This window comes from Pseudonocardia sp. NPDC049154 (assembly GCF_040648315.1).
Classification (GTDB): domain Bacteria; phylum Actinomycetota; class Actinomycetes; order Mycobacteriales; family Pseudonocardiaceae; genus Pseudonocardia.
The window spans coordinates 13829-36245 of record NZ_JBEZDN010000076.1; the positions used below are offsets into that span (position 1 = coordinate 13829).

The 22417-nt window shown below is 74.8% G+C and carries 25 protein-coding genes and 1 pseudogene; 13 read left to right on the plus strand and 13 right to left on the minus strand.

What is annotated here, in order from left to right; genetic code table 11:
• Positions 1-136: 136 nt before the first annotated feature.
• The 4 genes and pseudogenes from AB0B41_RS28525 (at position 137) to AB0B41_RS28540 (ending at position 2423) form a co-directional block, all read left to right on the plus strand.
• Positions 137-892, plus strand: coding sequence for a GntR family transcriptional regulator (locus AB0B41_RS28525; RefSeq protein WP_358208690.1), 756 nt, complete (start codon positions 137-139; stop codon positions 890-892).
• 39 nt (positions 893-931) lie between these two features.
• Positions 932-1222 (plus strand): annotated as a pseudogene (locus tag AB0B41_RS28530) (hypothetical protein); the annotation flags it as partial.
• An 85-nt stretch (positions 1223-1307) separates the two neighbouring features.
• Positions 1308-1481: a hypothetical protein gene (locus tag AB0B41_RS28535; RefSeq protein ID WP_358208692.1), complete on the plus strand. Its 174-nt coding sequence runs from the start codon at positions 1308-1310 to the stop codon at positions 1479-1481.
• Between the two features lie 141 nt (positions 1482-1622).
• Positions 1623-2423, plus strand: a complete 801-nt coding sequence (locus AB0B41_RS28540; protein WP_358208694.1) for a DUF3152 domain-containing protein — start codon at positions 1623-1625, stop codon at positions 2421-2423.
• Positions 2424-2475: 52 nt separating this feature from the next.
• Here AB0B41_RS28540 and AB0B41_RS28545 read toward each other — a convergent pair whose 3' ends face one another.
• The 5 genes from AB0B41_RS28545 to AB0B41_RS28565 are packed head-to-tail and all read right to left on the minus strand — an operon-like array spanning position 2476 to position 7324.
• The gene (locus AB0B41_RS28545; RefSeq protein WP_358208696.1) at positions 2476-3813 is read right to left on the minus strand and encodes an ABC transporter substrate-binding protein; all 1338 of its coding nucleotides are present in this window, start codon (positions 3811-3813) and stop codon (positions 2476-2478) included.
• Positions 3813-4952, minus strand: coding sequence for a branched-chain amino acid ABC transporter permease (locus tag AB0B41_RS28550; protein ID WP_358208698.1), 1140 nt, complete (start codon positions 4950-4952; stop codon positions 3813-3815). Before AB0B41_RS28550 ends, AB0B41_RS28545 begins: the two co-directional genes overlap by 1 nt.
• Positions 4952-5830: a branched-chain amino acid ABC transporter permease gene (locus tag AB0B41_RS28555; RefSeq protein WP_358208700.1), complete on the minus strand. Its 879-nt coding sequence runs from the start codon at positions 5828-5830 to the stop codon at positions 4952-4954. Before AB0B41_RS28555 ends, AB0B41_RS28550 begins: the two co-directional genes overlap by 1 nt.
• 46 nt (positions 5831-5876) lie before the next feature.
• On the minus strand, positions 5877-6608 hold the full coding sequence (locus AB0B41_RS28560) for an ABC transporter ATP-binding protein (protein WP_358208702.1): 732 nt from the start codon (positions 6606-6608) through the stop codon (positions 5877-5879).
• A complete protein-coding gene (locus AB0B41_RS28565) occupies positions 6605-7324 on the minus strand; it encodes an ABC transporter ATP-binding protein (RefSeq protein ID WP_358208734.1) in 720 nt (239 codons plus the stop codon). Before AB0B41_RS28565 ends, AB0B41_RS28560 begins: the two co-directional genes overlap by 4 nt.
• 320 nt (positions 7325-7644) lie before the next feature.
• Here AB0B41_RS28565 and AB0B41_RS28570 point away from each other — a divergent pair, with 320 nt between their 5' ends.
• Together AB0B41_RS28570 and AB0B41_RS28575 are read left to right on the plus strand one after the other, a co-directional pair.
• Positions 7645-9054 carry a helix-turn-helix domain-containing protein gene (locus tag AB0B41_RS28570; protein WP_358208704.1) on the plus strand — a complete coding sequence of 470 codons (1410 nt, stop codon included), beginning with the start codon at positions 7645-7647 and terminating at the stop codon, positions 9052-9054.
• A gap of 64 nt (positions 9055-9118) precedes the next feature.
• On the plus strand, positions 9119-9871 hold the full coding sequence (locus AB0B41_RS28575) for an HAD family hydrolase (RefSeq protein WP_358208706.1): 753 nt from the start codon (positions 9119-9121) through the stop codon (positions 9869-9871).
• Here the strand turns inward: AB0B41_RS28575 and AB0B41_RS28580 are convergent.
• From AB0B41_RS28580 to AB0B41_RS28590, 3 genes are all read right to left on the minus strand, one after another.
• On the minus strand, positions 9823-10350 hold the full coding sequence (locus AB0B41_RS28580) for a flavin reductase family protein (protein ID WP_358208708.1): 528 nt from the start codon (positions 10348-10350) through the stop codon (positions 9823-9825). The genes AB0B41_RS28575 and AB0B41_RS28580 overlap by 49 nt on opposite strands.
• Before the next feature lie 283 nt (positions 10351-10633).
• Positions 10634-11617 (minus strand): sigma-70 family RNA polymerase sigma factor, encoded by a 984-nt coding sequence (locus AB0B41_RS28585; protein ID WP_358208736.1) that lies wholly within the window; start codon positions 11615-11617, stop codon positions 10634-10636.
• A 388-nt stretch (positions 11618-12005) separates the two neighbouring features.
• Positions 12006-13271, minus strand: a complete 1266-nt coding sequence (locus AB0B41_RS28590) for an alpha/beta fold hydrolase (protein WP_358208710.1) — start codon at positions 13269-13271, stop codon at positions 12006-12008.
• A 257-nt stretch (positions 13272-13528) separates the two neighbouring features.
• Here AB0B41_RS28590 and AB0B41_RS28595 point away from each other — a divergent pair, with 257 nt between their 5' ends.
• From AB0B41_RS28595 to AB0B41_RS28605, 3 genes are all read left to right on the plus strand, one after another.
• On the plus strand, positions 13529-15334 hold the full coding sequence (locus AB0B41_RS28595; RefSeq protein WP_358208712.1) for an alpha/beta fold hydrolase: 1806 nt from the start codon (positions 13529-13531) through the stop codon (positions 15332-15334).
• Positions 15335-15389: 55 nt separating this feature from the next.
• Positions 15390-15827 carry a helix-turn-helix transcriptional regulator gene (locus AB0B41_RS28600; protein ID WP_358208714.1) on the plus strand — a complete coding sequence of 146 codons (438 nt, stop codon included), beginning with the start codon at positions 15390-15392 and terminating at the stop codon, positions 15825-15827.
• Positions 15828-15995: 168 nt separating this feature from the next.
• Entirely contained in the window at positions 15996-16304 is a 309-nt protein-coding gene (locus tag AB0B41_RS28605; RefSeq protein ID WP_358208716.1) for a hypothetical protein, read from the plus strand.
• A gap of 8 nt (positions 16305-16312) precedes the next feature.
• On the opposite strand, the gene dtd is transcribed toward AB0B41_RS28605, so the two are convergent.
• Positions 16313-16738 carry a D-aminoacyl-tRNA deacylase gene (gene dtd, locus AB0B41_RS28610; RefSeq protein WP_358208718.1) on the minus strand — a complete coding sequence of 142 codons (426 nt, stop codon included), beginning with the start codon at positions 16736-16738 and terminating at the stop codon, positions 16313-16315.
• Positions 16735-18243 (minus strand): methyltransferase, encoded by a 1509-nt coding sequence (locus AB0B41_RS28615; protein WP_358208720.1) that lies wholly within the window; start codon positions 18241-18243, stop codon positions 16735-16737. Before AB0B41_RS28615 ends, dtd begins: the two co-directional genes overlap by 4 nt.
• A gap of 54 nt (positions 18244-18297) precedes the next feature.
• On the opposite strand from AB0B41_RS28615, the gene AB0B41_RS28620 reads away from it, so the two are divergent.
• The 3 genes from AB0B41_RS28620 to AB0B41_RS28630 all read left to right on the plus strand — a co-directional run bounded on the left by AB0B41_RS28620 (position 18298) and on the right by AB0B41_RS28630 (position 19901).
• Positions 18298-18870, plus strand: coding sequence for an HhH-GPD-type base excision DNA repair protein (locus AB0B41_RS28620; RefSeq protein WP_358208722.1), 573 nt, complete (start codon positions 18298-18300; stop codon positions 18868-18870).
• Between the two features lie 87 nt (positions 18871-18957).
• The gene (locus AB0B41_RS28625) at positions 18958-19392 is read left to right on the plus strand and encodes a metalloregulator ArsR/SmtB family transcription factor (protein WP_358208724.1); all 435 of its coding nucleotides are present in this window, start codon (positions 18958-18960) and stop codon (positions 19390-19392) included.
• Between the two features lie 167 nt (positions 19393-19559).
• Positions 19560-19901 (plus strand): DUF3099 domain-containing protein, encoded by a 342-nt coding sequence (locus AB0B41_RS28630; RefSeq protein ID WP_358208726.1) that lies wholly within the window; start codon positions 19560-19562, stop codon positions 19899-19901.
• A 13-nt stretch (positions 19902-19914) separates the two neighbouring features.
• Here AB0B41_RS28630 and AB0B41_RS28635 read toward each other — a convergent pair whose 3' ends face one another.
• Complete coding sequence (locus tag AB0B41_RS28635; protein WP_358208737.1) at positions 19915-20826, minus strand: pseudouridine-5'-phosphate glycosidase; 912 nt, start codon at positions 20824-20826, stop codon at positions 19915-19917.
• A 10-nt stretch (positions 20827-20836) separates the two neighbouring features.
• On the opposite strand from AB0B41_RS28635, the gene AB0B41_RS28640 reads away from it, so the two are divergent.
• Positions 20837-21091, plus strand: coding sequence for a DUF3039 domain-containing protein (locus AB0B41_RS28640; RefSeq protein WP_358208728.1), 255 nt, complete (start codon positions 20837-20839; stop codon positions 21089-21091).
• Positions 21092-21116: 25 nt separating this feature from the next.
• Here AB0B41_RS28640 and AB0B41_RS28645 read toward each other — a convergent pair whose 3' ends face one another.
• Together AB0B41_RS28645 and AB0B41_RS28650 are read right to left on the minus strand one after the other, a co-directional pair.
• A complete protein-coding gene (locus AB0B41_RS28645) occupies positions 21117-21773 on the minus strand; it encodes a TetR/AcrR family transcriptional regulator (RefSeq protein WP_358208730.1) in 657 nt (218 codons plus the stop codon).
• A 44-nt stretch (positions 21774-21817) separates the two neighbouring features.
• Positions 21818-22417: ATP-dependent helicase C-terminal domain-containing protein (locus AB0B41_RS28650; RefSeq protein ID WP_358208732.1), on the minus strand; the 600-nt coding region annotated here is incomplete at its 5' end.

Genomic DNA, 22417 nt, shown 5'->3' on the forward strand with positions numbered 1-22417 from the left:
CCGGCAACCGTTGCCGGGCGGATGATCGAATTCGTTGTGACTCCGAACACCGGGGTTAGGTGTACGCTCGTCAGGGCTGTACGTCAATGGTTTGTCCTGACATATTTTGTCAGGACATGGAGGGGAGCGGTGGCGCGTGGACCGACAGGCGAGCGGAGCGTTGGTCCCGGACGTCACCCTCGACCGGACGAGCCCCGTGCCGCTCTACTACCAGGTCGCGACGCGGCTGCAGCAGCAGATCGAGGAGGGCGACATCCCGGTCGGCTCCCGGTTGGAGAACGAGGTCGAGCTCGCCGATCGGCTCGGGGTCTCCCGCCCGACGATGCGCCGCGCCATCTCCTACCTGGTCGAACGCGGGATGCTGGTGCGCAAGCGCGGCGTGGGCACCCAGGTGGTGCACCCCAAGGTCCGCCGCCCCGTCGAGCTGTCGAGCCTGTACGACGACCTGCTCAAGAGCGGGCAGGCACCGCGCACCGAGATCCGCGAGTTCGAGGTGCGGCCCGCTCCGGACCAGATCGCCGAGGCCCTCGGGATCCCCTTCGGCGCCGAGGTCACCTGGATCGAGCGGCTGCGCTTCGCCGGCGACGAGCCGTTGGCGCTCATGCACAACGCCGTGCCCGTCGACGTGATCCGGCTGCGCCGGGAGGACCTCGAGCGCAACGGGCTCTACGACCTGCTGCGCGGGGCCGGGCACGTCCCGCGCATGGCGAACCAGATCGTCGGTGCGCGGGTGGCGAGCGCGGGGGAGGCGCGGATCCTCGACGAGGCCCGCGGCGCGCCGCTGCTCACCATGACCCGCACCGCCTGGGACGCCGCGGGCAAGGCCGTCGAGTACGGCTCGCACCTCTACCGCGCCAGCCGCTACTCGTTCGAGCTCAACCTCACCAGCTGACGCGGGGAAGGTTGAACGCGCAATCAGCGTTGCGCGCCGGTGACGACCGACCTCGACCGCCGGTACTTCGGGACCCACGGCGAGGGCGACCAGGTGGGCCTGCTCGAGGGCGTCCGCGCCCGGTTCGGGCGGACCTACGTGGGCGAGCCCGACCGTCTCGCCGCCGAGCTCGCCGCCGACGAGGCGGTCCGGGAGGCCGACACGGTGCTGTTCACCGTGCCGAACCAGCTGGGCGTGGAGTACAACGCGCACATCCTCGAGACGATCGTGCGGCACGTCGCGCCGGCCCTCGGCCGGTCGGGGGCCGCCGTCGGAGTTCCCCAGAACTGACGATGTGAGCTGGGCCCGGGTCTGAAACACGTCCGGGCCCGCCGCCGTTGAACCTGCTGGAACGTTCAAGCACACGAGGAGCGAGATGAGTGAGCGAGTGCGTGCGCGGCTGCGGCTGCTGCACGACGAGTACGTGTCGGCGGTCAACTCCGCCGTCGAGGAGGGCCGCGAGGACCTGGTGGAGCGGCTGGTGGCCGACTACCCGGACGCCGCGCTGCGGATCATGGCCGAGCACGACGAGGCCCGGCGCGCCGCCTGACGCGCGCCGCCCGCCGGTCACGGTCATGTGACCACACCGCGGTGTGTGCGGCGCCGACGGCCCGCTGGTGGCAGGCTCCCCGCCGTGCCATCACCTGGAGCGGCGCCCGCCCCGACCGCCCGCATGCGGAGCGGACGGGTGGTGGCGCTCCTGTGCCTCCCCTTCTGCCTTCTGGTGGCGTGCGCCCAGCCGGGCGTGAACCAGCTGGCCGCGGACCCCGCCGACCGCACCGCGCCGGTCTCCGCGCCGGTCTCCGCGCCGGTCTCCGCGCCGGTCCCCGCGCCGGCGCCGCCCCCCACGCAGGCTCCTTCGGCGGCACTGGCCGCCCAGAGCACGCCCCTGCCGACCACACCGAGCCCCACCCCGACGACCCCGGCCCTCCCCGCGGACGACGTCCAGGCCGGCCTGACGGCGCGGGAGGTGCCCACCGACGGGAACGGGACCCTCGCCGTGGTGCCGGGCTCGACGCCGGCGCCGGGCCCGGGCCCGGTCCGCACCCTCAGCGTCGCGGTCGAGGCCGGGCTCCCCGTCGACCCCGGGGAGTTCGCGGGCTTCGTGATGACCACGCTGAACGACCCGCGCGGCTGGGGCGCCGGCGGCACGCTCTCCTTCGCGCGCACGGACGGCGAGGCCGCCATCCACCTGGTGCTCGCCACCCCGGGCACCACGAACCGGCTGTGCGCGCCGCTCGACACGGCGGGCGAGGTGTCCTGCCGCAACCAGGACATGGTGGTGCTCAACTTGCGGCGCTGGGTGGAGGCGACCGCGGAGTACGCCGACAACCCGACGGGCTACCGGCAGTACCTGGTCAACCACGAGGTCGGGCACGCCCTGGGCCACGGGCACGTCACCTGTCCCGGGCCGGGCCTGCCCGCGCCCGTCATGCAGCAGCAGACCCTCGGCCTGCAGGGCTGCACCCAGAACAGCTGGCCGAACCCGTGAGGCGGCCGGCCGGGGCGTGCGCCCCGGCCGGCCTCTTGTCACCTCCGTACCGTCACGCCCCCGGGTTCGTCGGGATCCCGTTCGGTGGCACCGGGGTCTCCCCGGCCGTCGCGTCGGTGATCGGGGCGTCGCCGTTGCTCGTGGTGCGCACCGGCGTGAGCGCCTTGGTGGTCTGGCCGGTCACCTGCACGACCTTCACCCCGGACATCCCGCTGTGCTTCTCGGGGGTGAACCGGTACGGCGCGGCCCACGGGCCCTGGAACTGCGTGCCGCCCTTCTCGATCGCGTCCACGAGGCCCTGGCGGGTCGGGTTCGGCCCGGCCGCGAGCAGGGCCTGGACGAACGCGTAGCCCTGCGACATCCCGAAGATCCGGAAGTTGGTCAGCGCGCCGCCGTCGCCGTGCGCCTTCCAGATCGCGTCGAACTGCGCGGTCCACGGGTCGGACGGGTTGTCGGCCCGCGGCAGGTACTCGTCGGTGATGATCCCGTTCAGCAGCGAGCTGTCGGTGATCTGGCCCTGCGAGAACCGCCCGAGCAGCGACCCGACCAGCACCGGGTCGGCGCCGATGTTGCTGTAGACCCACTGCGGCTTGTAGTTCAGCTTCAGGCCCTGCAGCTGGGTCAGCGCGGTGTAGGAGGGCACGTTGAACCCGATCACGAGGTCCGCGTTCGCGGCCTGCAGCGCCGACATCTGCGGGCCGATGTCGGTGTTGCCCGGCGTGTAGCGCTGCACGTCGACGATCTGCTTGTCCAGGTACCGGCGGATGCCCCGCTCGGCGTCCTGGCCGACGTCGTCGTTCTGCAGGAAGAGGCCGACCTTCGCCTGCGGGTAGGTCTTCGCGACGTGGTCGGCGAGGATCTTGGCCTCGATCTCGTAGTCCGGCTGCCAGCCGAAGGTCATGGGGTGCTTCTGCGGCTGGTCCCACAGCAGTGAGCCCGAGGAGACGAACAGGTCGGGCACGCCCTCGGTGTTGAGGAAGTCCACCACGGCGCCGTGGGTCGGGGTGCCCAGGCCGCCGAGGATCGCGAACACCTGGTCCTGCAGCACCAGCTCGTTGACGACCTGGCTGGTCTGGGTGGGGTTGTAGGCGTCGTCGCGGAAGACGTAGTCGATCTTCCGGCCGTTGACGCCGCCGTGGGCGTTGACCCAGTCGAAGTAGGCCTTGGTGCCGGTCGGGATCTCGCTGTAGCCCGGCGCGGCGACACCGGTGAGCGGGAAGTGCGAGCCCACCTTGACCGAGTCCGCGGTGATGCCGATCGTCGAGCCCTCGCTCTGTCCGCCGCCGCCCGAGCCGGAGTCGGGCCGGCCGCCCGCCCCGCACCCCGCGAGCGCCAGGACGGCGCCGAGGGCGAGGGCCGCCAGCGCCCGCACCCGCCTTGACCTGCGCATCAGGACCTCCCTGTCCTCTCCTCCGGCGCGTCGGCCGGAGCGGTCGTGCGTGCGTGCCACCAGGCCCGCACGGTCCCCACCACGCCGCCGGGCGCGAGCAGGATGACGAGGATGAGCACCGCGCCGTAGACGAAGGGCGCCAGCTGCGCGGCCTGCACGTCGGTGAGTCCGGCCGAGGTGCCGAGATTGGTCACCGCGGGTGGCAGGAACACCAGCAGCGCGCTGCCCAGGACCGCGCCGAAGAGGCTGCCGAGCCCGCCCAGGACCACCGCGGTGAGCAGCGAGATCGACAGCACGATCGTGAACCCGGTCGGCGCCGCCAGCCGGACCACGACGCCGAGGACGGCGCCCGCGAGTCCCGCGCACGCCGCGCTCACCGTGAACGCCAGTACGCGCACCCGGCTGAGCCGGATGCCGGCCAGCTCGGCCGCGACCTCGTCGTCGCGCACGGCCCGCCAGATCCGGCCGATCCGGCAGGCCGCCAGGTTGGCCAGGAGAAGGAACGCCACGATCGCGACGATCCAGCCGACGTAGGCGAGGTACTTGGCACTGGAGGTCTCGTTGGCGGACAGGAAGTAGACGGCGTCGGCGAACCACTCCGGCGCGCGCGCCGACGGGACCGGCAGGCCCTGCTCGCCGCCGAGCGCCTCGTCGAAGTGGATCGCCAGGCCGGGCAGCGCCACCGCGAAGGCCAGCGTGGCGCCGGCGAGGTAGGGGCCCTTGAGCCGGGCGGCGGCCGCGCCGACGATCACGCCGACCACCGCCGTGATCCCCGCGGCGACCACCAGCACCACCAGCAGCGGGATCCCGGCCGGCAGCAGCAGGCCGGTCGTGTACGCCCCGACGGCCATGAGCGCGCCGTGCCCGAGCGAGATCTGCCCGTTCAGCCCGGTGAGGACGGTCAGCCCGGCGGCGGCGATCGCGTAGTACGACATGGTCGCGAACTGGGAGTTGCGGAACGGGCCGGTCAGCTCCAGCAGGAGCACCACGACCACGAGTCCCACGAGGGCGAGTGCGGCGTGCCGGGCGAAGGTCGCCCGGGGCCGCAGGCGCGCCGCGAGCCCCGCCCAGCGGCCCGGCTCCCGCCCGGACCGGGGCGCGGAGCCGGCCTCCGTGGTCGGCCGCACCGGGGTGGCCATCAGACCCTCCGCGCCGCGGTGCGGGCGAACAGGCCCTGCGGCCGGACGAGCAGCACCGCCACCAGCACGGCCAGCGCGGCCAGCGGCACGAGGTCGGGGCCCACGTAGCCGGTCACCAGCGCGAGGATCACGCCCATGGCCAGCCCGCCGACGACGGCGCCGCCGGGGGAGTCCAGCCCGCCCAGCACCGCCGCGACGAACCCGTTGACGATGACGGTGTCCATGTACGCCGGGTAGACCAGGCTCCCGCTCGCGATCAGCACGCCCGCCAGCGAGCCGACCAGCGCGGCCAGCGCCCAGCCGAGGGTGAGCATCCGCCCGACCGGCACGCCGAGCAGCCGGGCCACCTCGCCGTCGAACGCCGAGGCGCGCATCCGCAGCCCCACGTCGGTGAAGCGGAACAGTGCCACCAGGGCCAGCAGCACCACCGCGACCGCGCCCACCGTGATCAGCATGCTCGGCGTGAGCGCGATGGTGACGTCGCCGATCGGGAAGCCCTCCAGCCCCGCCGGTGCCGGGAAGGACCGGAACTGGGCGCCGAAGAGGATCGCGGCGAGCGCCTGCAGCGCCACGAACAGGCCGAGCGTCACGATGACCGCGCCCAGCTCGTTGTGCGGCCCGACCCGGCGGACCACGACGCGCTCGACGCCCGCGCCCAGCACCAGCCCGGCGACCAGCGCGCCGAGCAGGCCGACCCACCAGCTCCCGGTCGCCTCGACGACCAGCAGGGCGAGGTACGTGGTGAACGCGGCCATCGCGCCCTGGGCGAAGTTCACCACCCGGGTGGAGCGCCAGATCAGCACCAGGGCCAGCGCGAACGCGGCGTACACCGCGCCCTGGCCGAGGCCGGTCAGCAGGGTGTTCACGAACTGCAGCACGGGTCTCCTCCCGTCGTCCGGGGTGTCGCGGGGTTCGGGTCGGCCGTCAGAAGCCGAGGTAGGCGTGCCGGAGCGCCTCGTCGGCGGCGAGCTCGGCCGCCGGCGCGCTCGCCACCACCCGGCCGAGGTTGAGCACCACCCCGACGTCGGCGACCGACAGCGCGCTGCGGGCGTTCTGCTCGACGAGCAGCACCGCGAGCTCCGATGCCTCGACCCGCTCGCGGAGCAGCTCGAAGATCTGCCCGACGACCCGCGGGGCCAGGCCGAGGGAGGGCTCGTCGAGCAGCAGCACGTCGGGCCCGCAGGCCAGCGCGCGCCCGATCACCAACATCTGCCGCTCGCCGCCGGAGAGTGTGTGGGCGTCCCGGCGGCGGCGTTCGGCCAGCGGCGGGAACATCTCGTAGACGTCGTCGATCGCGGTGTCGGTGCGGCCGCGGGCCTTCCCGAGCAGCGCGCCGAGCCGCAGGTTCTCCTCGACCGTGAGCTCGGTGATCACCCCGCGGCCCTCGGGCACGTGCGCGATCCCGGCCCGGGCGATCCGCTCCGGCGGCGCTCCGGTGAGGTCGACCCCGCCGGCGTGCACGCTGCCGGACCGGGCCGGGACCAGCCCGGACACGGTGCGCAGCAGCGTGGTCTTGCCCGCGCCGTTGGCCCCGAGCACCGCGGTGATCCGGCCCGCCTCGGCGTGGACGTCGACCCCGTTCAGCGCGGTGACCGGGCCGTAGCCCGCCGTCAGCCCCGTGACCCGGAGGGCGGCGGTGGTGGCGGGCGCGCTCACCGGTGGGCCTCCTCGCCGAGGTAGGCCGCGACGACCGCGGGGTCGTCGCGGACGGCGTCGGGCGGGCCCTCCGCGACCACCTTCCCGAAGTCCAGCACCGTGATCCGGTCGCAGACGCTCATCACCAGGTCCATGTGGTGCTCCACCAGCACGACGGCCATCCGGTCCGCCAGGCCGCGCAGCAGCGCGCCCAGCTCGTCCATCTCGTCGCCGCCCAGCCCGCTCGCCGGCTCGTCGAGCAGCAGCAGCTCGGGGTCGGCAACCAGCGCCCGGGCCAGGGCGACCCGCTTCTGCACCGGGTACGGCAGGCTGCCGGGCAGCTGGTCGGCGTGGTGCGCCGCACCCAGCTCGTCGAGCGCGGCGAGGGCGCGCTCGCGCAGCGCCCCCTCGTCGCGGTCCGAGCGGCGCAGGGCCAGCAGCCCGGAGAGGAACCCGGCGCGACGGTGCCGGTCGGCGCCGACCATGACGTTCTCGGCCACGGTGAGCCCGCGGAAGAGCCCCACGCCCTGCAGCGTCCGCGCGATCCCCATGCCGGCCAGCTGGTGCGGGCGCAGGCGGTGCACCGGCGCCCCGTGCCAGCGCAGGCTCCCGGAGTCGGGCCGCACGAAGCCGCAGCAGACGTTGAACAGGGTGGTCTTGCCGGCGCCGTTGGGGCCGATGACGCCGTGCACGCCCCGCGACGACACGGCGAGCGACACCTGGTCCAGCGCGACCAGGCCGCCGAAGTGGACCGAGACGTCGTCGACGGCGAAGAGAACGTCGTCCTGGGCGGTCCCGGGACCGGAGGAGGTGTCGGCGGGCTCGGCGGGGGGTGCGGTCACGGGCGGGCCTCCCGGGCTGCGACGGCGGTGTCGGGACGGGGCGAGTGCGGATCGGACTGAGTACCCCTGGTGAGCGGCGTCACTCGGACGGGGACCAGATTGGGCGCAGCGACCAGCGAAGGCCATGGGCGCCGCGCCCAAGATCCGTGTCCGGATGCTGGGCGGAACGCCCGAATGGGTGGACGGTCCGTTGTAACCTGCTGCACAGTGACCGGGTGCGTCCCGTCGACGAGGAGCGGCGCGCCCCGGACGGCCGCGCCGCCCGGCGCCGCGCAGGCGACCCCGGGGCCGACCACGGCGTCGACCACGGGGCCGCCCAGCGCGGGGCCGCCCAGCACGGGGGTGCCCGGCACGGGGCCGAACGCCACCGGACGGCCCGGGATCTCGACGAGGCCGCCGACGAGGCGTTGCGCGTGCTCGGCGCCGCCCTGTTCGACGAGCTCGACGCCCTCGCCGACCGCCTGGCCCTGAGCGTCCTCCGGCACGAGCGCTGCTACCTGGACCTGGACCTGGTCGACGAGCTGCGCCAGGCCTGCCGGGTGAACCTGTTGCGCGGCATCGAGGTGCTGGCCGACGCGGTGCCCGACGGCGTCGACCCCGGGGACACCACGCGGGAGACCGGGCGGCAGCGGGCGCGGCAGGGCGTCCCGCTCGAGGCCGTGCTGCACGCCTACCGGCTCGGCTGCCGCATCCTCTGGGACGCGCTGCGCACGGCCTCGCGGACCCGGTTCGACGGCGCCTACGACGCCGGCCTGCTCGACGCCGCCGGTTTCGTGCTGCGCACCAACGACGGCAGCTCCGCCCTCCTCGTCGACGCGTACCGCCACGAGGAGCACCGGATGCGCGGCCGGGACCTCGACCGCCGGCGCGCCACGCTCGACGCGCTGCTGGCCGGGCGGGGCCGCGATCCGGGCTTCGCGCGCGACGCCGCGGCGATCCTCGGGCTGCCGTCCGGCGGGCCGGTGCTGTGCGTGGTCGGCGGGATCGACCGGGCCGTGTGCGACCCCCTCCGGGACCCGCACGAGACCCTGGCCGCGCACCGGATCGCCTCGTTCTGGATGCTCCGCGAGGACGAGCTGGTGGGGCTGGTCGCGCCCTCGCCGCGGCGGGCGGGGGAGGTGCCGCGGATCCTGGAGGCGCAGGTCGCCGGCCGGGTGGGGCTGTCTGCGGCCGTCGCGGACCTCGGCGCGGCCGACGCGGCCTACCGGATGGCCCGGACCGCGCTGCGCACGCTGGCCGGGCCGGGGCTGGCGGTGCTCGACGACCGGCTGCCCGAGGCCCTGCTCGCCGACAGCCCCGAGCTGCTGCCGCGGGTCCTCGACGCCGGGCTCGGCGGGCTGCCGGCGCTGCCCGAGGCCGACCGCGCGGTCCTGCTCGAGACGCTGGAGGCGCTGCTCGCGCACGGCGGCTCGCCCACGCACGCGGCGCAGGCGCTGTTCTGCCACCGCAACACCGTGATCTACCGGATGCGCAGGATCGAGGCCGTGACGGGGCGGCGGATCTCGGAGCCGCGCGACCGGCTGCTGCTCAGCCTGGGCGTGATGGCGGCCCGCACCGCCGGTGCCGCCGACCCGGACGCGCCCGCCGCCCGCCCCGACCAGGACGGGGACACCCGCGGGAGGTGAGCCGTTCACCCGGGCGCCGCCCGCCGTCCGCCCGCCGCTCACCCGGGCGCGGTGGAGTGCTCCGATGCGGTTGGCGGTCCTCGACCTGGTGGGCACCACGATCGGCGACGGCGGCCTGGTCCTCGACGCGGTCCGGCGCGGCCTCGTGTCGGTCGGCGTGCCGGTCGTCGGCCCGCGGTTCCCGGCCCTGCAGCGGCAGGCCCGCGCCACCACCGACCGTCCGGTCCTGCGGGTCTTCGCCGACCTGCTCGACGGTGACCTGCGCCGGGCGCGGCTCGCGGCCGACGCCTACGAGGCCCACCTGCGGGAGGCGGCGGCGCAGGGCCGGGTGCGGGAGGTGCCGGGGGCGGGGGCGGCGATCGCCGCGCTGCGCGAGGCGGGGACCACGGTGGCGCTGGCCGGCGGGGTCCGGGCCGAGACGCGGGACGTGCTGGTCGCCCGCGCGGGTCTGGCCGCCGACCTGCTGTTCGCACCGGCGGACGTCGGCGGGCGCGGGTGGCCCGAGCCGGACCTGGTGCTGGCCGCCGCGAAGGCGGCCGACGCCGAGCCCGCGGACTGCGTGGTCGTGGCGGACTCGACGGCCGGGATGACCGCCGCGGCGCGGGCGGGCGCCGGGCTGGCGCTGGGGGTGCGGAGCGGGGCGCACACGCCCGCACGGCTCCGCGCGGCGGGGGCCCACGACGTCCTCGAGTCGGTCGTGGAGCTCCCGGCGCGGCTCGGCCTACCCCAGCCGCCGGCGGACCGGCGGCGGGGTGCGGGGGCCGACCCTCAGCTGGTCTCCTCGGACTCGCTCACCGCGGGCGGGGCGATCCCGTAGCCGCCGCGGTAGAACAGCAGGGGCAGCCGGGTGGCGTCGGCGCCGAGGTCCGAGACCCGGCCGAGGACGACGGTGTGGTCGCCGCCGTCGTACTCGTTCCACAGGGTGCAGTCGATCCAGGCGCTCACGCCCTCGAGCACGGGGGAGCCGGAGGGGGCCGCGTTCCAGGAGACGCCGGCGAACTTGTCCGTGCCGGAGCGCGCGAACCCGTTGCTGTACTCCTGGTGGTCCTCGGCGAGCACGTTCACGCAGAACGACCCCACCTCGCGGATCCGGGGCCACGTGGAGGACGTGCGCGCGGGGGAGAAGGAGATCAGCGGCGGGTCCAGCGACAACGAGGCGAACGACTGGCAGGTGAAGCCCAGCGGCCCGTCCGGTCCCTGCGCGGTGATCACGACGACGCCCGACACGAAGTGCCCCAGGACGTCGCGCATCGCCTCGGGGGTCACCGGCTGGGGAGTCTCCGTCGTACTCGGCATGCCCCGAGCCTAGGCAGCGTCCGGCCGGATCTCCATGCCTTGCGGGAGGGCGGTGTGACACACCCCGCGCGGACGGCGAGCGAGATCCACCGATCGGGCCCGCCTGTCGCCGGGGCCCGGGGCGGTGCCGGTCCCAGAATGATCACCGGCCGGCGGCGTCACCGCTCGAGGGGAGCCCGGTGGGCGGCGTCGGCCCCGTCCGCGTGGGGCCCGTGCGGCCCGGCCACGGACGCGACGCGGCCCCGCACCCGATCCGGGTGCGGGGCCGCGTGCGCCGTCTCGCTCAGCTGGCGTAGGCCCGCAGGCGGTCCGCCCGCTCGCCGACCCGCAGCTTCGCCATGACCTCGCGCTCGATCTGGCGCACCCGCTCGCGGGAGAGCCCGAAGCGGCGGCCGATCTGGTCCAGCGTGCGCGGCTGGCCGTCGTCGAGGCCGTAGCGCATCCGGATCACCGCCTGCTCGCGCTCCTCCAGCGTGCCGAGCACCCGGCGCAGGTCGTCGTGCAGCAGGTGCGAGATGACCGTGTTCTCGGCGTCGGCCGCCTGGTCGTCCTCGATGAAGTCCCCGAGCGGGGCCTCCTCGTCGCTGCCGACCGGCATGTCGAGGCTCACCGGGTCCCGCGCATGGTCGAGCAGGTCCGCGATCTTCTCCTCGGGCAGGCCGGACTCGGCGGCCAGCTCCTCGTGGGTGGCCTCGCGGCCGAGGCGCTGGTGCATGTCCCGCTTGATCCGGGCCAGCTTGTTGACCTGCTCCACCAGGTGCACGGGCAGCCGGATGGTGCGGGCCTGGTCGGCCATGCCGCGGGTGATCGCCTGCCGGATCCACCACGTGGCGTAGGTCGAGAACTTGAAGCCCTTCGCGTAGTCGAACTTCTCGACCGCGCGGATCAGGCCCAGGTTGCCCTCCTGGATGAGGTCGAGCAGCGGCATGCCGCGGCCCGTGTAGCGCTTGGCCAGCGAGACGACCAGGCGCAGGTTCGCCTCGAGCAGGTGGTTGCGGGCCCGCTCGCCGTCCCGCACCACGGCCCGCAGGTCGCGGGCGTAGGCGGTGTCGAGCTCGCGGCCCTCGGCGCGCGCGGTGTCGAGCACGTGCGTCGCGAAGACGCCGGCCTCGATCCGCTTCGCCAGGTCGACCTCCTCCGCCGCGGAGAGCAGCGCGGTCTTGCCGATCCCGTTCAGGTACACGCGGACCAGGTCCGCGGCCGGGCTCTGGGCGTCGAGATCCTCGGCCGTCAGCTCCGGCCGCACGGTCTCCTGGACCTCGTCCACCGTCTCCTCGGTGACCTCCTCCGGCGCCTCGGGGGACGCCGGGGCCGTCGCGGTGCGCCCGCGGGCCGACTTCTTCACGGCGCCGGAGCGCGAGGACGAGGTACGCTGGCCGGGAACGCGAGCCGGCGCGCGGCGCCGGGTGGGCGCCGTCGCGGAGTCGCTACCGGTGCTCCGGCGGGCGGATCCGGTGTGTGCAGGGTCCAGTGCGGGATCCACCGTCGGTGCCACTGTCATGGACGTTCCTCCCCTAACGCGACCCGGGCGGTTCGCCAGTGGGACCAGGCCCTCCGCCGGGGTTCTACAGGGTTGAACGCACAGGTGCGGATAAACGTTCCCGGCTCCGCGCATCCGCCGTGCGGGTGATGGATGCCGGGAACGTCCCCCCGCGTCAGGCGACGCCCGAGATGCCGCTCGTCGACAGCGCCCGGACCTCCGCCATGAGCGCCGGCCAGTCCCGGTGCAGGGCGTTTCGCCCGGTGAACAGGCCCAGGTGGCCGCCGGCCGCAATCCGCTTCGTGATCGACTCCGCGGGCGTCGACACGTGGTCGGCGATCGCGAACAGCTGCGGCGGCGGGGTGATGTGATCCGTGGCACCCGCGAGCAGGAACAGCGGGCAGGAGATCGCGTCGAGCCGGGCCGGCCGGCCGTCGACCTCGAGCTCGCCGCGCACCAGCCGGTTGCGCCAGAACAGGTTCTCGACCAGCCAGAGGTAGAACGCCCCCGGGATGTCCTGGGTGTGCTTGAACCAGTCCTCGAACACCCGGTAGCGCTGCACGTGCGCGGGGTTCTCGACGTCGGCCAGCAGGCGCAGCTGGCGGCCGATCTCCGCCTGGGGCTGGATCATCACGAAGTTGGCCAGCACCGCGGCCCCGGCCATCGTGCCGCCGTTGGCCGCGACCAGGGCCCGGTACGGCGCCAGGCCGAACTTCCCGGCGAGGGCCTGCGTCGAGGCCGCGATCACCGAGTCGCCCGCGTGGAAGTCGATCGGGGCGCCCGCCAGCGTCAGCGTGTGCACGCGCTCCGGGTGCAGCGTCGCGTAGATGGTGGCCAGCCAGCCGCCCTGGCAGTCGCCCACCAGGTTGGCCCGCCCGCCCATCCGGCGGATGGAGCGGTCGATGACCTCGATGTAGTCCGTGATGGTGACCCGCTTGGTCGCGGGCGTGGCCGGGCGCCAGTCGAGGGAGTACAGCCGGGTCAGCCCCGACTCGCGCAGCGCGGTCAGCTGGCTCTGCCCCGGCGCGAAGTCGACGACCGTCGAGCTGTGCCCCGCCTGCGGCGGCAGCACCAGCGTGGGGACGACGGGGTCGGCGCGGTCCTCGTCCGCGGTGAAGTCCCGCAGCACCGCGAAGTCCGTCTCGAGCGTGATGCGGTGCGGGAGGTGCCAGCGCGGCTCGGCACGGTCCAGCACGGTCGTCCACCAGAGGCCCGTGCGCGCGGGGGCCGACCACGGGCGCCGGGCGAGCGACCACCAGGCGGCGCCGGCGGCCTTTCCGGCCTCGGCGAGGCTGCGCGCCGCCGTCTCCGTGCCGTAGCGGAGGAGGAACCGGTAGGGGTGGTCGGCGGCGGGGCCGCCGACCGGTGTGCCCGCGAGCTCCTCGGTGCCGATGCGCTCGAGGGTGCTCTCGCCGGTGTCTCCGGACAGCGCGCTGGTCATGGGTCGTCTCCCATCGCCGGTGATGTCGACCGTCGTGTGCTACTCGACAGTAAGTCTTGGTGGGGATCCCGAGCAACAGGAGACCTACCCGGGAGTAGTGCTTGCTATGCCAAGCGCAGGTGACGGGGCTTACGAAGTGACCTGGATCCGTCACGCCCCGCTACCGGGCAGTACCCCCCACCATGGGGCGACCGCCCGCCGGAGAGCCCGATCGGCCCGGGGCGGGCACAGCCGTTTCAAGGGGGAGGCCACCGCCGATGACGTCCAGGAAGACACTCGCAGCAGTCCCGCCGACCGCGGGCGCGCCCGGAACGGACGTGCCGTCCGACCGGGCACGGGCCGAGGAACGCGCGCGTCGGGTGGTCGGCTCGGTCGCGGACGCGGTGAAGGAGCGGCTCGATCCGCGGACCGTCGCCGCCCGTCTGGACCCGATCGGTTTCGTGCCCGCGCTCGCGGGCGCGGCCAAGGCCGTCGCCACCCACCCCGGTACGGCCGCGAAGATCGGCCTCGGCTGGGGCCTCGACGCGTCCCGTGCCGGTGCCGTCGGCGCGCTGCGCGCGGTCGGGGCGACGACGGCCGGTCCGGCCGTCCTGCCCGAGCGCGACCCGCGCTACAAGGACCCGGTCTGGGAGGAGAACGCCTGGTACTGGTTGTGCCGCCAGGAGTACGCGCTCCTCGCCGCCCGGCTCCGCGAGCTGGCCGGGGGCCTCGAGCTCGAGCCGGTGACCCGGCGCAAGATCGACTTCCTGGTGGCGCAGCTGATCGAGGCCGCCGCGCCGCCGAACTGGCCGGCCGGCAGCCCCGGCATGGTCAAGAAGGCCTTCGAGACCGGCGGCCGCAGCCTGGTCCGCGGCGCCCGCAACGCCCTGCGCGACCTCGTGCAGAACGGCGGCCTGCCGCGCCAGCACACGCCGGGCGACTTCGTGGTGGGGGAGGACCTCGCCGCGACGCCGGGCAAGGTCGTGTTCCGCAACCGGCTGATCGAGCTGATCCAGTACGCGCCGCAGACGCCGACGGTCCACGAGATCCCGCTGCTCATGAGCCCGCCGTGGATCAACAAGTTCTACATCATGGACCTGGCGCCGCAGCGCAGCCTCGTCGAGTGGGCGGTGCAGCACGGGCACACCGTCTTCATGATCAGCTATCGGGACCCGGACTCGTCGCTGCGCGACCTGACGATGAGCGACTACCTGCGCGAGGGCCCGGTCGCCGCGCTCGACGCGGTCCAGGAGATCACCGGCGCGCCCAAGGTGAACGTGGCCGGGCTGTGCCTCGGCGGCACGCTCGCCGCGTCCCTGCTGGCGTGGTTCGCCGCCCGCGGCGAGGACCGCGTCAACAGCCTCACGCTGATGAACACGATGCTGGACTTCACCAAGCCCGGCCAGCTCGGCGTGTTCACCGACGAACCGACCGTCGACCGGCTCGAGCGCACCATGCGCAAGGACGGGTACCTGCCGGCGTCGAGCATGAAGCGCACGTTCGACCTGCTGCGCGCCACCGACCTGCTGTGGAACTACGTCGAGGTCAACTGGCTGCAGGGTGGCGACCCGGTGCCGTTTGACATGCTGACCTGGAACGGCGACTCCACCCGCATGCCCGCCGAGATGCAGGCCGAGTACCTGCGCGCGCTCTACATCCGCAACGAGCTGGCCGAGGGCAAGTTCGAGCTCGCAGGGGAGCGGCTCGACCTGCAGCACGTCCGGCAGGACGCGTACGTGATCACCGCCGAGCGGGACCACATCGCGCCGTGGGAGTCGGTCTACCTCGGGGCTCGCAAGCTCGGCGGCACCGTGCGGTTCGTGCTGTCGAACTCCGGCCACATCGCCGGCGTGGTCAACCCGCCGTCGCCCAAGTCCCGGCACTGGTTCACCGAGTCCTCCGAGCTGCCCGCGAGCGCGCAGCAGTGGCGCGACGACGCCACCGAGCAGCGCGCGAGCTGGTGGGAGGACTGGGCGAACTGGGCCGAGGAGCACGGCGGGAACAAGATCGCGCCGCCGCCGCTGGGCTCCGACGCGCACCCCGCGCTCGGCGACGCGCCGGGCACCTACGTGCTGCGGAGCTGACGTCCCGCCGACCGGGGCCGCGACACCGCGGCCCCGGATCGGGAAGACTGGGGGCATGACGACGGGTGGCGGTGCCGGTCCGCCGGAGGACCGGGTGCGGGACGGGGGCTGGTCCGATCAGGTCAACGCGCTGGGCGGGTTCATCCGCGCGCAGCGCCAGATGGCCAAGCTCTCCCTGCGCGAGATGGCCTCCATGACCCGCGTCTCGAACGCGTACCTCAGCCAGGTGGAGCGCGGGCTGCACCAGCCGTCGCTCAAGGTGCTGCACTCCATCGCCGACGCGCTGCACCTCAACACCGAGCAACTGCTGCAGCAGGCCGGCTGGGGCGGGGGTGCCGGTGCCGCCGCGGCGAACGGCCGTGCCGAGGCCGCGGCCGACGAGGCCCCCGCCGGCCCGTGCTCGGTCGAGGAGGCCGTGCGCGCGGAGTCGCGGCTGACCGAGGAGCAGAAGACCGCGCTGCTCGGGGTGTACCGGAGCTTCCTGGAGTCGTGACGCGTGTCCGATCGGCACGGTCCGGTGGTGACCGGGCCCACGACCAGTGCTGATTGACATACTTAACACCGCTGCGTAGTTTAGGTAGCGCGACGCCGATCGGCGTGCGCCACCAGAACTCTCCGCGACACCCGCCCCGCACGAAGGGGCGAAGGAAGGGAGGCCGGGATGGCCGGCACCAGCGAGAAGCTCACCGACTTCGCCAAGCGTGGCCAGGAGGCCGTCAGCTCCGCGTTCGACGCGTGGACCGACGCCGTCGGCTCGCTCACGTCGTTCCGCCCGTCGGCGACCGACGCACAGAGCCTGCTCGACAGCTCGTACGGCGCGGCCGAGAAGGTCCTCGCCAGCCAGCGCGACTTCGCCAAGAGCGTGCTCGAGGCGGGCGTGCAGGTCGTCGAGACCGTGGGCGAGCAGGCGGACAAGGTCTCCGCCAAGGCCCGCACCACCGCGACCCGCACGACCACGCCGAGCGCCTGACCTGCCGGTCAGGTCTCGACGATCACCGTGAACGGGCCGTCGTTCACCGATGCGACGGCCATGGCGGCGCCGAAGCGGCCCGTCTCCACGTGCGCACCCCGCGCGCGCAGGGCGGCCACCACGGCGTCGACCACCGGCTCGGCCACCTCCGGCCGGGCCGCGGCGGACCACGAGGGCCTGCGGCCCTTGCGGGTGTCGCCGTAGAGCGTGAACTGGCTGACCACGAGCAGCGGGGCGCCCGCGTCGGCGCACGACCGCTCGCCCTCGAGCAGCCGCAGCTCCCAGAGCTTGCGCGCCATCCGCTCGACGTCCTCGTCGCCGTCGGTGTGGGTCACGCCCAGCAGGACGAGCAGGCCCTCGCCCTCGATCGCGCCGACGGTCCGGCCGTCGACCGCGACCGAGGCGCCGCGGACCCGCGAGGCGACCGCCCTCACCGGGCGGCCCCGGCGGGAAGCAGCACGCCGTGTCGCACGAACTCGCGGACGGCGGGCAGGGCGGCCTGCACCAGGGCGTCGACCGGGCGGTCGTGGGCGAAGGACAGCAGCGCGAACAGCTCCTCCAGGGGCAGCGCGCCCGAACACCCCGCGAGCAGCGCGGCGGCGGGCTCGTCGACCTCGTGCCGCCACTGCGGCCCGTCGGCGAGCACGACCGCCGCGCCCGCGTCGGACCAGCCCTCGTCGCCGGCCACGGCGTAGCGCTCGAGGGTCGCGCTCGGCGAGAGCGTGAGCCGGGCGCCCAGCAGCGCCTCGTCGCGGGCGTGGTCCCGCAGCCAGTCGACGCGGTCCAGCCAGCCCGCCATCTCGGCGTTCAGCGGGTCGGCGAGCTCGCCGGGCAGGTCCTCGACCACGACCTCCGGGGTCCGGCCGTCGGGCACCGTGCGCAGCAGCAGGAACCCGAACCCGACGGCCTCGACGCGCTCGGCCTCCAGCCAGTCCAGCCAGGCCGCCGCCTGCGCGCGGGTGGCCGGCGCGGACAGGTCCAGCCCGGCGTCGCGCTGCCAGGTGCCGACGTGCAGCGCCGGGTCGGTCACCTCCCGCTGGACGATCCACGCGTCGCACCCCTCGGGGACCCACGACCGCACCCGGTCCGGCCAGTCCTCGCCGCGGACGTGCAGCCACGAGCCGAGCAGCTGGGCACGCCCGCCGGGCCGCAGCCGGGCGGGGAGGTCGCGCAGCAGCCCGGCCAGCGCCGCGTCGCCGGCCTGGCCGGAGTCCCGGTAGACGTACTCGACCCGCGCCGGGCCGGGCACGAACGGCGGGTTGGAGACGATCGCGTCGAACCGCCGGTCGGACACCGGTGCGAGCCAGGGGCCCTCGACGAGGTCGACGTTGTGCACGCCGGACAGCGCGAGCGTGGCCCGCGCGGTCGCCAGGGCCCGCCGCGCGACGTCGGTCGCGGTGACCCGCCCGGAGAACCGGCTCGCGTGCAGGGCCTGCACCCCGCATCCCGTCCCGAGGTCCAGGGTGTCCCGCACCGGCGTCCGGACGAGCGACGAGGCCAGCGTCAGCGACGCCCCGCCGACCCCCGTGACGTGGTCGCGGTCCTGCCGCGCCGCCGGCGTGTCCAGGTCGGACAGGACGTACCAGAGTGCCTCGCCGCCGGCGTCCTCCTCGCCGTAGGGGCGGAGGTCCATCGCCGCGCGCACGCCGTCGGGCGTCCGGGTGAGCAGCCCGCCCCCGACGAGCGCGTCGAGCTCGGGCAGCGGCGGCGCGGCCTCGGTGCCGCCCAGGAGGAACAGTCGGACCAGTGAGCCGAGGCCACCCGCCTCCCGGGTGGCGCGGGCGGCCGCCTCCGGTTCGCCACGCGTCAGCGCCGCGTGGGCCCCCGCACCGAGCAGGTCGCGCACGCCGGTGGTGGTGAAGCCCTGCTCCAGCAGGGTGTCCCGCAGCCGGGCGCAGAGGTCGTCGGGCAGTGCCGGGGAGGGAGCGGCGGCGTTCATCGGGACCATCCTCACCGATGCCGGTTCGCGCAGGTCACCCGGTACCGTGGCCCCGTGCTGAGCCTCTCCCAGGACGCCGCCGCCGACGCGCTCCTCGACCGCGACCCGCTGGCCCTGCTCACCGGCATGCTGCTCGACCAGCAGATCCCGATGGAGCGGGCGTTCGCCGCGCCCGCGGAGCTGGCCCGCCGGCTCGGCACGGACACCCTCGACGCGCGGCAGATCGCGGGGTACGACCCGGAGAAGCTGATCGAGGTCTTCGCCGAGAAGCCCGCGCTGCACCGGTACCCGCGGTCGATGGCGGGCCGGGTGCAGGCGCTGCACCAGGCGATCGTCGAGCGCTACGACGGCGACGTCACCGGCATCTGGTCCGACGCGGCGGACGGCACGGAGCTGTTCCGCCGGCTGTCGGCCCTGCCCGGGTTCGGCACCCAGAAGGCGCAGATCTTCGTCGCGCTGCTCGGCAAGCAGCGCGGGGTCACGCCGGACGGGTGGCGCGAGGCCGCCGGGGGCTACGGCGAGGAGGGCTCGTACCGGTCCGTGGCCGACGTCCGCGACCCCGGCTCGTTGGAGAAGGTCCGCGAGTACAAGCAGGCGGCGAAGGCGGCGAAGAAGGCCGGGAAGTAGGCGGGGGAAGCGGGCGGGGACGCAGCGGACCGGGTGCGGCGCGGGACACGCCCCGCGCCGTGATCGCCCCGCAGTAGCATCGACGGCGTGCACAAGGTCCCGACCGACCGCCGCGAGATGCGGGTCATCGACCCGGATCAGGTGTGCGACGCGACGGCCGTGCTCGCCGACACCGAGCAGGTCCAGCACGCGGCCACCGTCCTCGACGCGCTCGGCGAGGTGAACCGGCTCTCGATCCTGCTGGCGCTGCAGCACGCCGGCGACCTCTGCGTGTCCGACCTCGCGGTCGCCGTCGGGATGAGCGACAGCGCCGTCTCGCACGCGCTGCGGCTGCTGCGCGCGCACGGCATGGTCACCGCGCACCGCGAGGGCAGGCTGGTGCGCTACCGCATCTCGGGCGGGCTGGCGAAGCGGCTGCTCGAGGTCGTGTCCGAGGAGGCCGTCGGGCCGGTGCGGCTGCACGCCCACGGCGCCCACGACGAGTCGGACGGCGCCGGTCCGGAGTCCGGGCGCGCGGGCTGACCCGCCCGCCCGATCATCGGCCGAGCACCGCCCGATCGGGGCAGGCGGCGTGTCGCCCGTGGGCCGACGGGGTGGTCCGTCCGGGGAGTGTTGCGCAGCGCAATCCGCTGCCGGGTCGACGCGCGTACCGTCGGTGCGAGTGACACGATGGGGAAGGAGGTGGTCCGGTGACGACCGAACCCAGTCGCTCGACGGGACGGGACTCCGATCCCGTGCTCATCACGGATGCGCAGCGCTCCTACGAGGAGGAGCTCGCCACCCGGAAGCGACGCTACAAGATCATGATGGGGATGCGCATCCCCTGCATGGTCCTCGCCGCCGTCTTCTACCAGATCCCGTGGCTCGCGGTCACGCTGCTGGTCATCTCGATCCCGCTCCCGTGGATCGCGGTGCTCATCGCCAACGACCGGCTGCCGCTGAAGACGGAGAAGGTCAACCGGTACCGGGGCGAGCGGCTCGAGCTGGAGTCGAAGGAACACCCGGTCATCGAGAGCGGCAACAACCCCTGAGCGGCCCGCCGGCTCAGCCGGCGAGCCGCACGGCGACCTGGGCGGCGAGGCGGGCGTTCGCGCGGACCAGCGCGACGTTGGTGGCCAGGCTGGCGCCGTCGCTGGCCGCGTGGAAGTGCTCCAGGAGCGCGGGCGTCACGTCCTTGCCGGTGATCCCGCGCTCCGCCACCAGCCGCAGGCCCTCCGCGAGCAGGCGCTCGTGCAGGGCGGCGTCGAGCTCGTCGGCCTCGGGCACGGGCTGCGCGAGCAGCATCCCCGACCCGGCGCCGAGCGCGGAATGCGCCCGCCAGGCCGCCGCGGCCGCGTCGGGGGAGTCGACCCGCCAGGGGACGGGGAAACCGGCGTCGCGCCGGTAGAAGCCGGGGAAGCGGTCGGTACGGTAGCCGAGCACCGGCACCGACGAGGTCTCCAGCACCTCCAGGGTGGCCCCGACGTCGAGGATCGACTTCACCCCCGCGGACACCACGAGCACGGGCGTCACGGCGAGAGCGGGCAGGTCGGCGGACACGTCCCAGGTCTCGCGGGCGTCGCGGTGCACCCCGCCGAGCCCGCCGGTGGCGAAGACCCGGATCCCGGCCAGGGCGGCGAGCCGGGCGGTGGCGGCGACGGTCGTCGCACCGGAGCCGCCCAGCCCGGCGGCGACGCCGAGATCCCGCACCGACAGCTTCTCCAGCCCGCCCGCGCACACCCGGTCCAGCTCGGCGGCCTCCAGGCCGACGTGCGGGCGCCCGTCGAGCACGGCGATCGTGGCCGGGACGGCTCCCGCGGCCCGCACCTCGGCCTCCAGCTCGTCGGCCACCTCGCGGTTGCGGGGCGCGGGCAGCCCGTGCGCCAGGAGCGTGCTCTCCAACGCGACGACGGCACCCCCCGATCCCAGTGCGGCACGGACGGCGGGCGAGAGCACGAGGTCGGGCACGTGGGGCATCATGGAGCACATGCCCACCCAGACGCTGCCCGACGTCGAGACCCGCCCCCAGGGGACCGACTCGACCGGCTCGGACGAGCCGAAGATGTTCCACTACGTGAAGAAGTCCAAGATCGCCGAGAGCGCGGTCCTGGGCAACATGGTGGAGGCGCTGTGCGGGGAGCGGTTCCCGGTCACGCGTTCGCCCAAGCCGGGCTCGCCCGTGTGCCCGGACTGCAAGAAGATCTTCGAGGGCCTGCCCAAGGGCGGCGACGGGGGCGAGTGACCGCCCGCGGCCCTGCCCAGTGCGCCTAGGGCCCCACGGGCAGGAGGCCGCCGAGGATCCTGCGGAGCGCGGTCGGCAGCGGGTCGGCGTCGGCCGGCCCCGGGTCGAGCGCGGCCAGGTGGGGATGCTTCCCCTGCGCCGCGACGTGGGCCGCGAACCGGGCGCTGCGCATCGTGTCCACGGGGGAGGCCTCGGCCTGCGCGGCCGCGGCCACCACGGCCTGGAGCATGGCGAGGGCGACCAGCTTCTCGCCGTCGGACGCGGGGTGGTCGGCGAGCGCGGCGAGGACGTGCTCGGTGACGTCGAGCCCGCGCGGACCGGCCACGGGCCGGGTGAGCACCAGCTCGGGCAGCCAGGGGTGCCGGCGGTGGATCTCCCGCGCCTGCAGGCCGACGTCGACCAGGTCGTCGAGCCACGCGCCGGTCGGCGCCGCGAGCCGGTACTCGCCCGCGACGTGGTCGGCCATCAGGTCGAGCAGGTCCTCGCGGGTCTCGACGTACCGGTAGAGCGAACCCGCGCCGGTGCCCAGCTCGGCCGCGACGTGGCGCATCGACACGCCCGCCAGCCCGTCGCGGTCCGCCACCCGCACGGCCGCCTCGGTGATCTCGGCCCGGCTGCGGCCCGCCGGCCGCCCGACGCCCGAACCCTCCGGGCGCATCCAGATCAGGTCCGGCGACGGCATGCGCACCTCCTTCGCGAACAGCGTACGCACTGCCGGGGTGCGTCCTACTCCGCCGGCCGGTTCCGCCCCGTCCGCCGCGTGGGCGTGGCCGAGCGCGGGTCCTCCGGCCAGTGGTGCTTCGGGTAGCGACCCCGCAGCTCGGCGCGGACCTGCGGGTACCCGTTGTCCCAGAACGACTCCAGGTCGTCGGTCACGGCGGCGGGCCGTCCGGCGGGGGAGAGCAGGTGCAGCAGGACGGGCGCCCCGGCGATCCGCGGCGTGGCCGTCCACCCGAAGGCCTCCTGCACCCGGACGGGCAGGACCGGGCGGTCGCCGGAGTAGTCCACGGCGATCCGCGACCCGCTCGGCACGGTGATCCGCTCCGGGGCGAGCTCGTCGATCCGGCCCGCGCGCGGCCAGCCGACCAGGCCGCGCAGGGCAGCCCCGGCGTCGACGGCGGCGAGATCGGCCCGGCGCCGAGCGCTCGCCAGCGGGGCCGCGAGCCAGCCCGCCGGGTCGGCTGCCCCGGCCAGCAGGTCCTCCTCGCCGACGCCCGGCCACTCGCCGCCGAGCGTGCGGTGCAGGAAGGCGAGCCGGGCGCGCAACGCCCGGTCCGCCGCCGACCAGCGCAGCAGGCCGGTGCCCTCGGCGCGCAGCCCCGCGAC

Coding starts and splice junctions, on each gene's coding strand:
- AB0B41_RS28535 (WP_358208692.1), top strand. CDS start 1,308: ATGAGTGAGCGAGTGCGTGCGCGGCTGCGGCTGCTGCACGACGAGTAC.
- AB0B41_RS28545 (WP_358208696.1), bottom strand. CDS start 3,813: ATGCGCAGGTCAAGGCGGGTGCGGGCGCTGGCGGCCCTCGCCCTCGGC.
- AB0B41_RS28550 (WP_358208698.1), bottom strand. CDS start 4,952: ATGGCCACCCCGGTGCGGCCGACCACGGAGGCCGGCTCCGCGCCCCGG.
- AB0B41_RS28575 (WP_358208706.1), top strand. CDS start 9,119: ATGCGGTTGGCGGTCCTCGACCTGGTGGGCACCACGATCGGCGACGGC.
- AB0B41_RS28580 (WP_358208708.1), bottom strand. CDS start 10,350: ATGCCGAGTACGACGGAGACTCCCCAGCCGGTGACCCCCGAGGCGATG.
- AB0B41_RS28590 (WP_358208710.1), bottom strand. CDS start 13,271: ATGACCAGCGCGCTGTCCGGAGACACCGGCGAGAGCACCCTCGAGCGC.
- AB0B41_RS28595 (WP_358208712.1), top strand. CDS start 13,529: ATGACGTCCAGGAAGACACTCGCAGCAGTCCCGCCGACCGCGGGCGCG.
- AB0B41_RS28600 (WP_358208714.1), top strand. CDS start 15,390: ATGACGACGGGTGGCGGTGCCGGTCCGCCGGAGGACCGGGTGCGGGAC.
- AB0B41_RS28605 (WP_358208716.1), top strand. CDS start 15,996: ATGGCCGGCACCAGCGAGAAGCTCACCGACTTCGCCAAGCGTGGCCAG.
- AB0B41_RS28615 (WP_358208720.1), bottom strand. CDS start 18,243: ATGAACGCCGCCGCTCCCTCCCCGGCACTGCCCGACGACCTCTGCGCC.
- AB0B41_RS28635 (WP_358208737.1), bottom strand. CDS start 20,826: ATGCCCCACGTGCCCGACCTCGTGCTCTCGCCCGCCGTCCGTGCCGCA.
- AB0B41_RS28640 (WP_358208728.1), top strand. CDS start 20,837: ATGCCCACCCAGACGCTGCCCGACGTCGAGACCCGCCCCCAGGGGACC.
- AB0B41_RS28645 (WP_358208730.1), bottom strand. CDS start 21,773: ATGCCGTCGCCGGACCTGATCTGGATGCGCCCGGAGGGTTCGGGCGTC.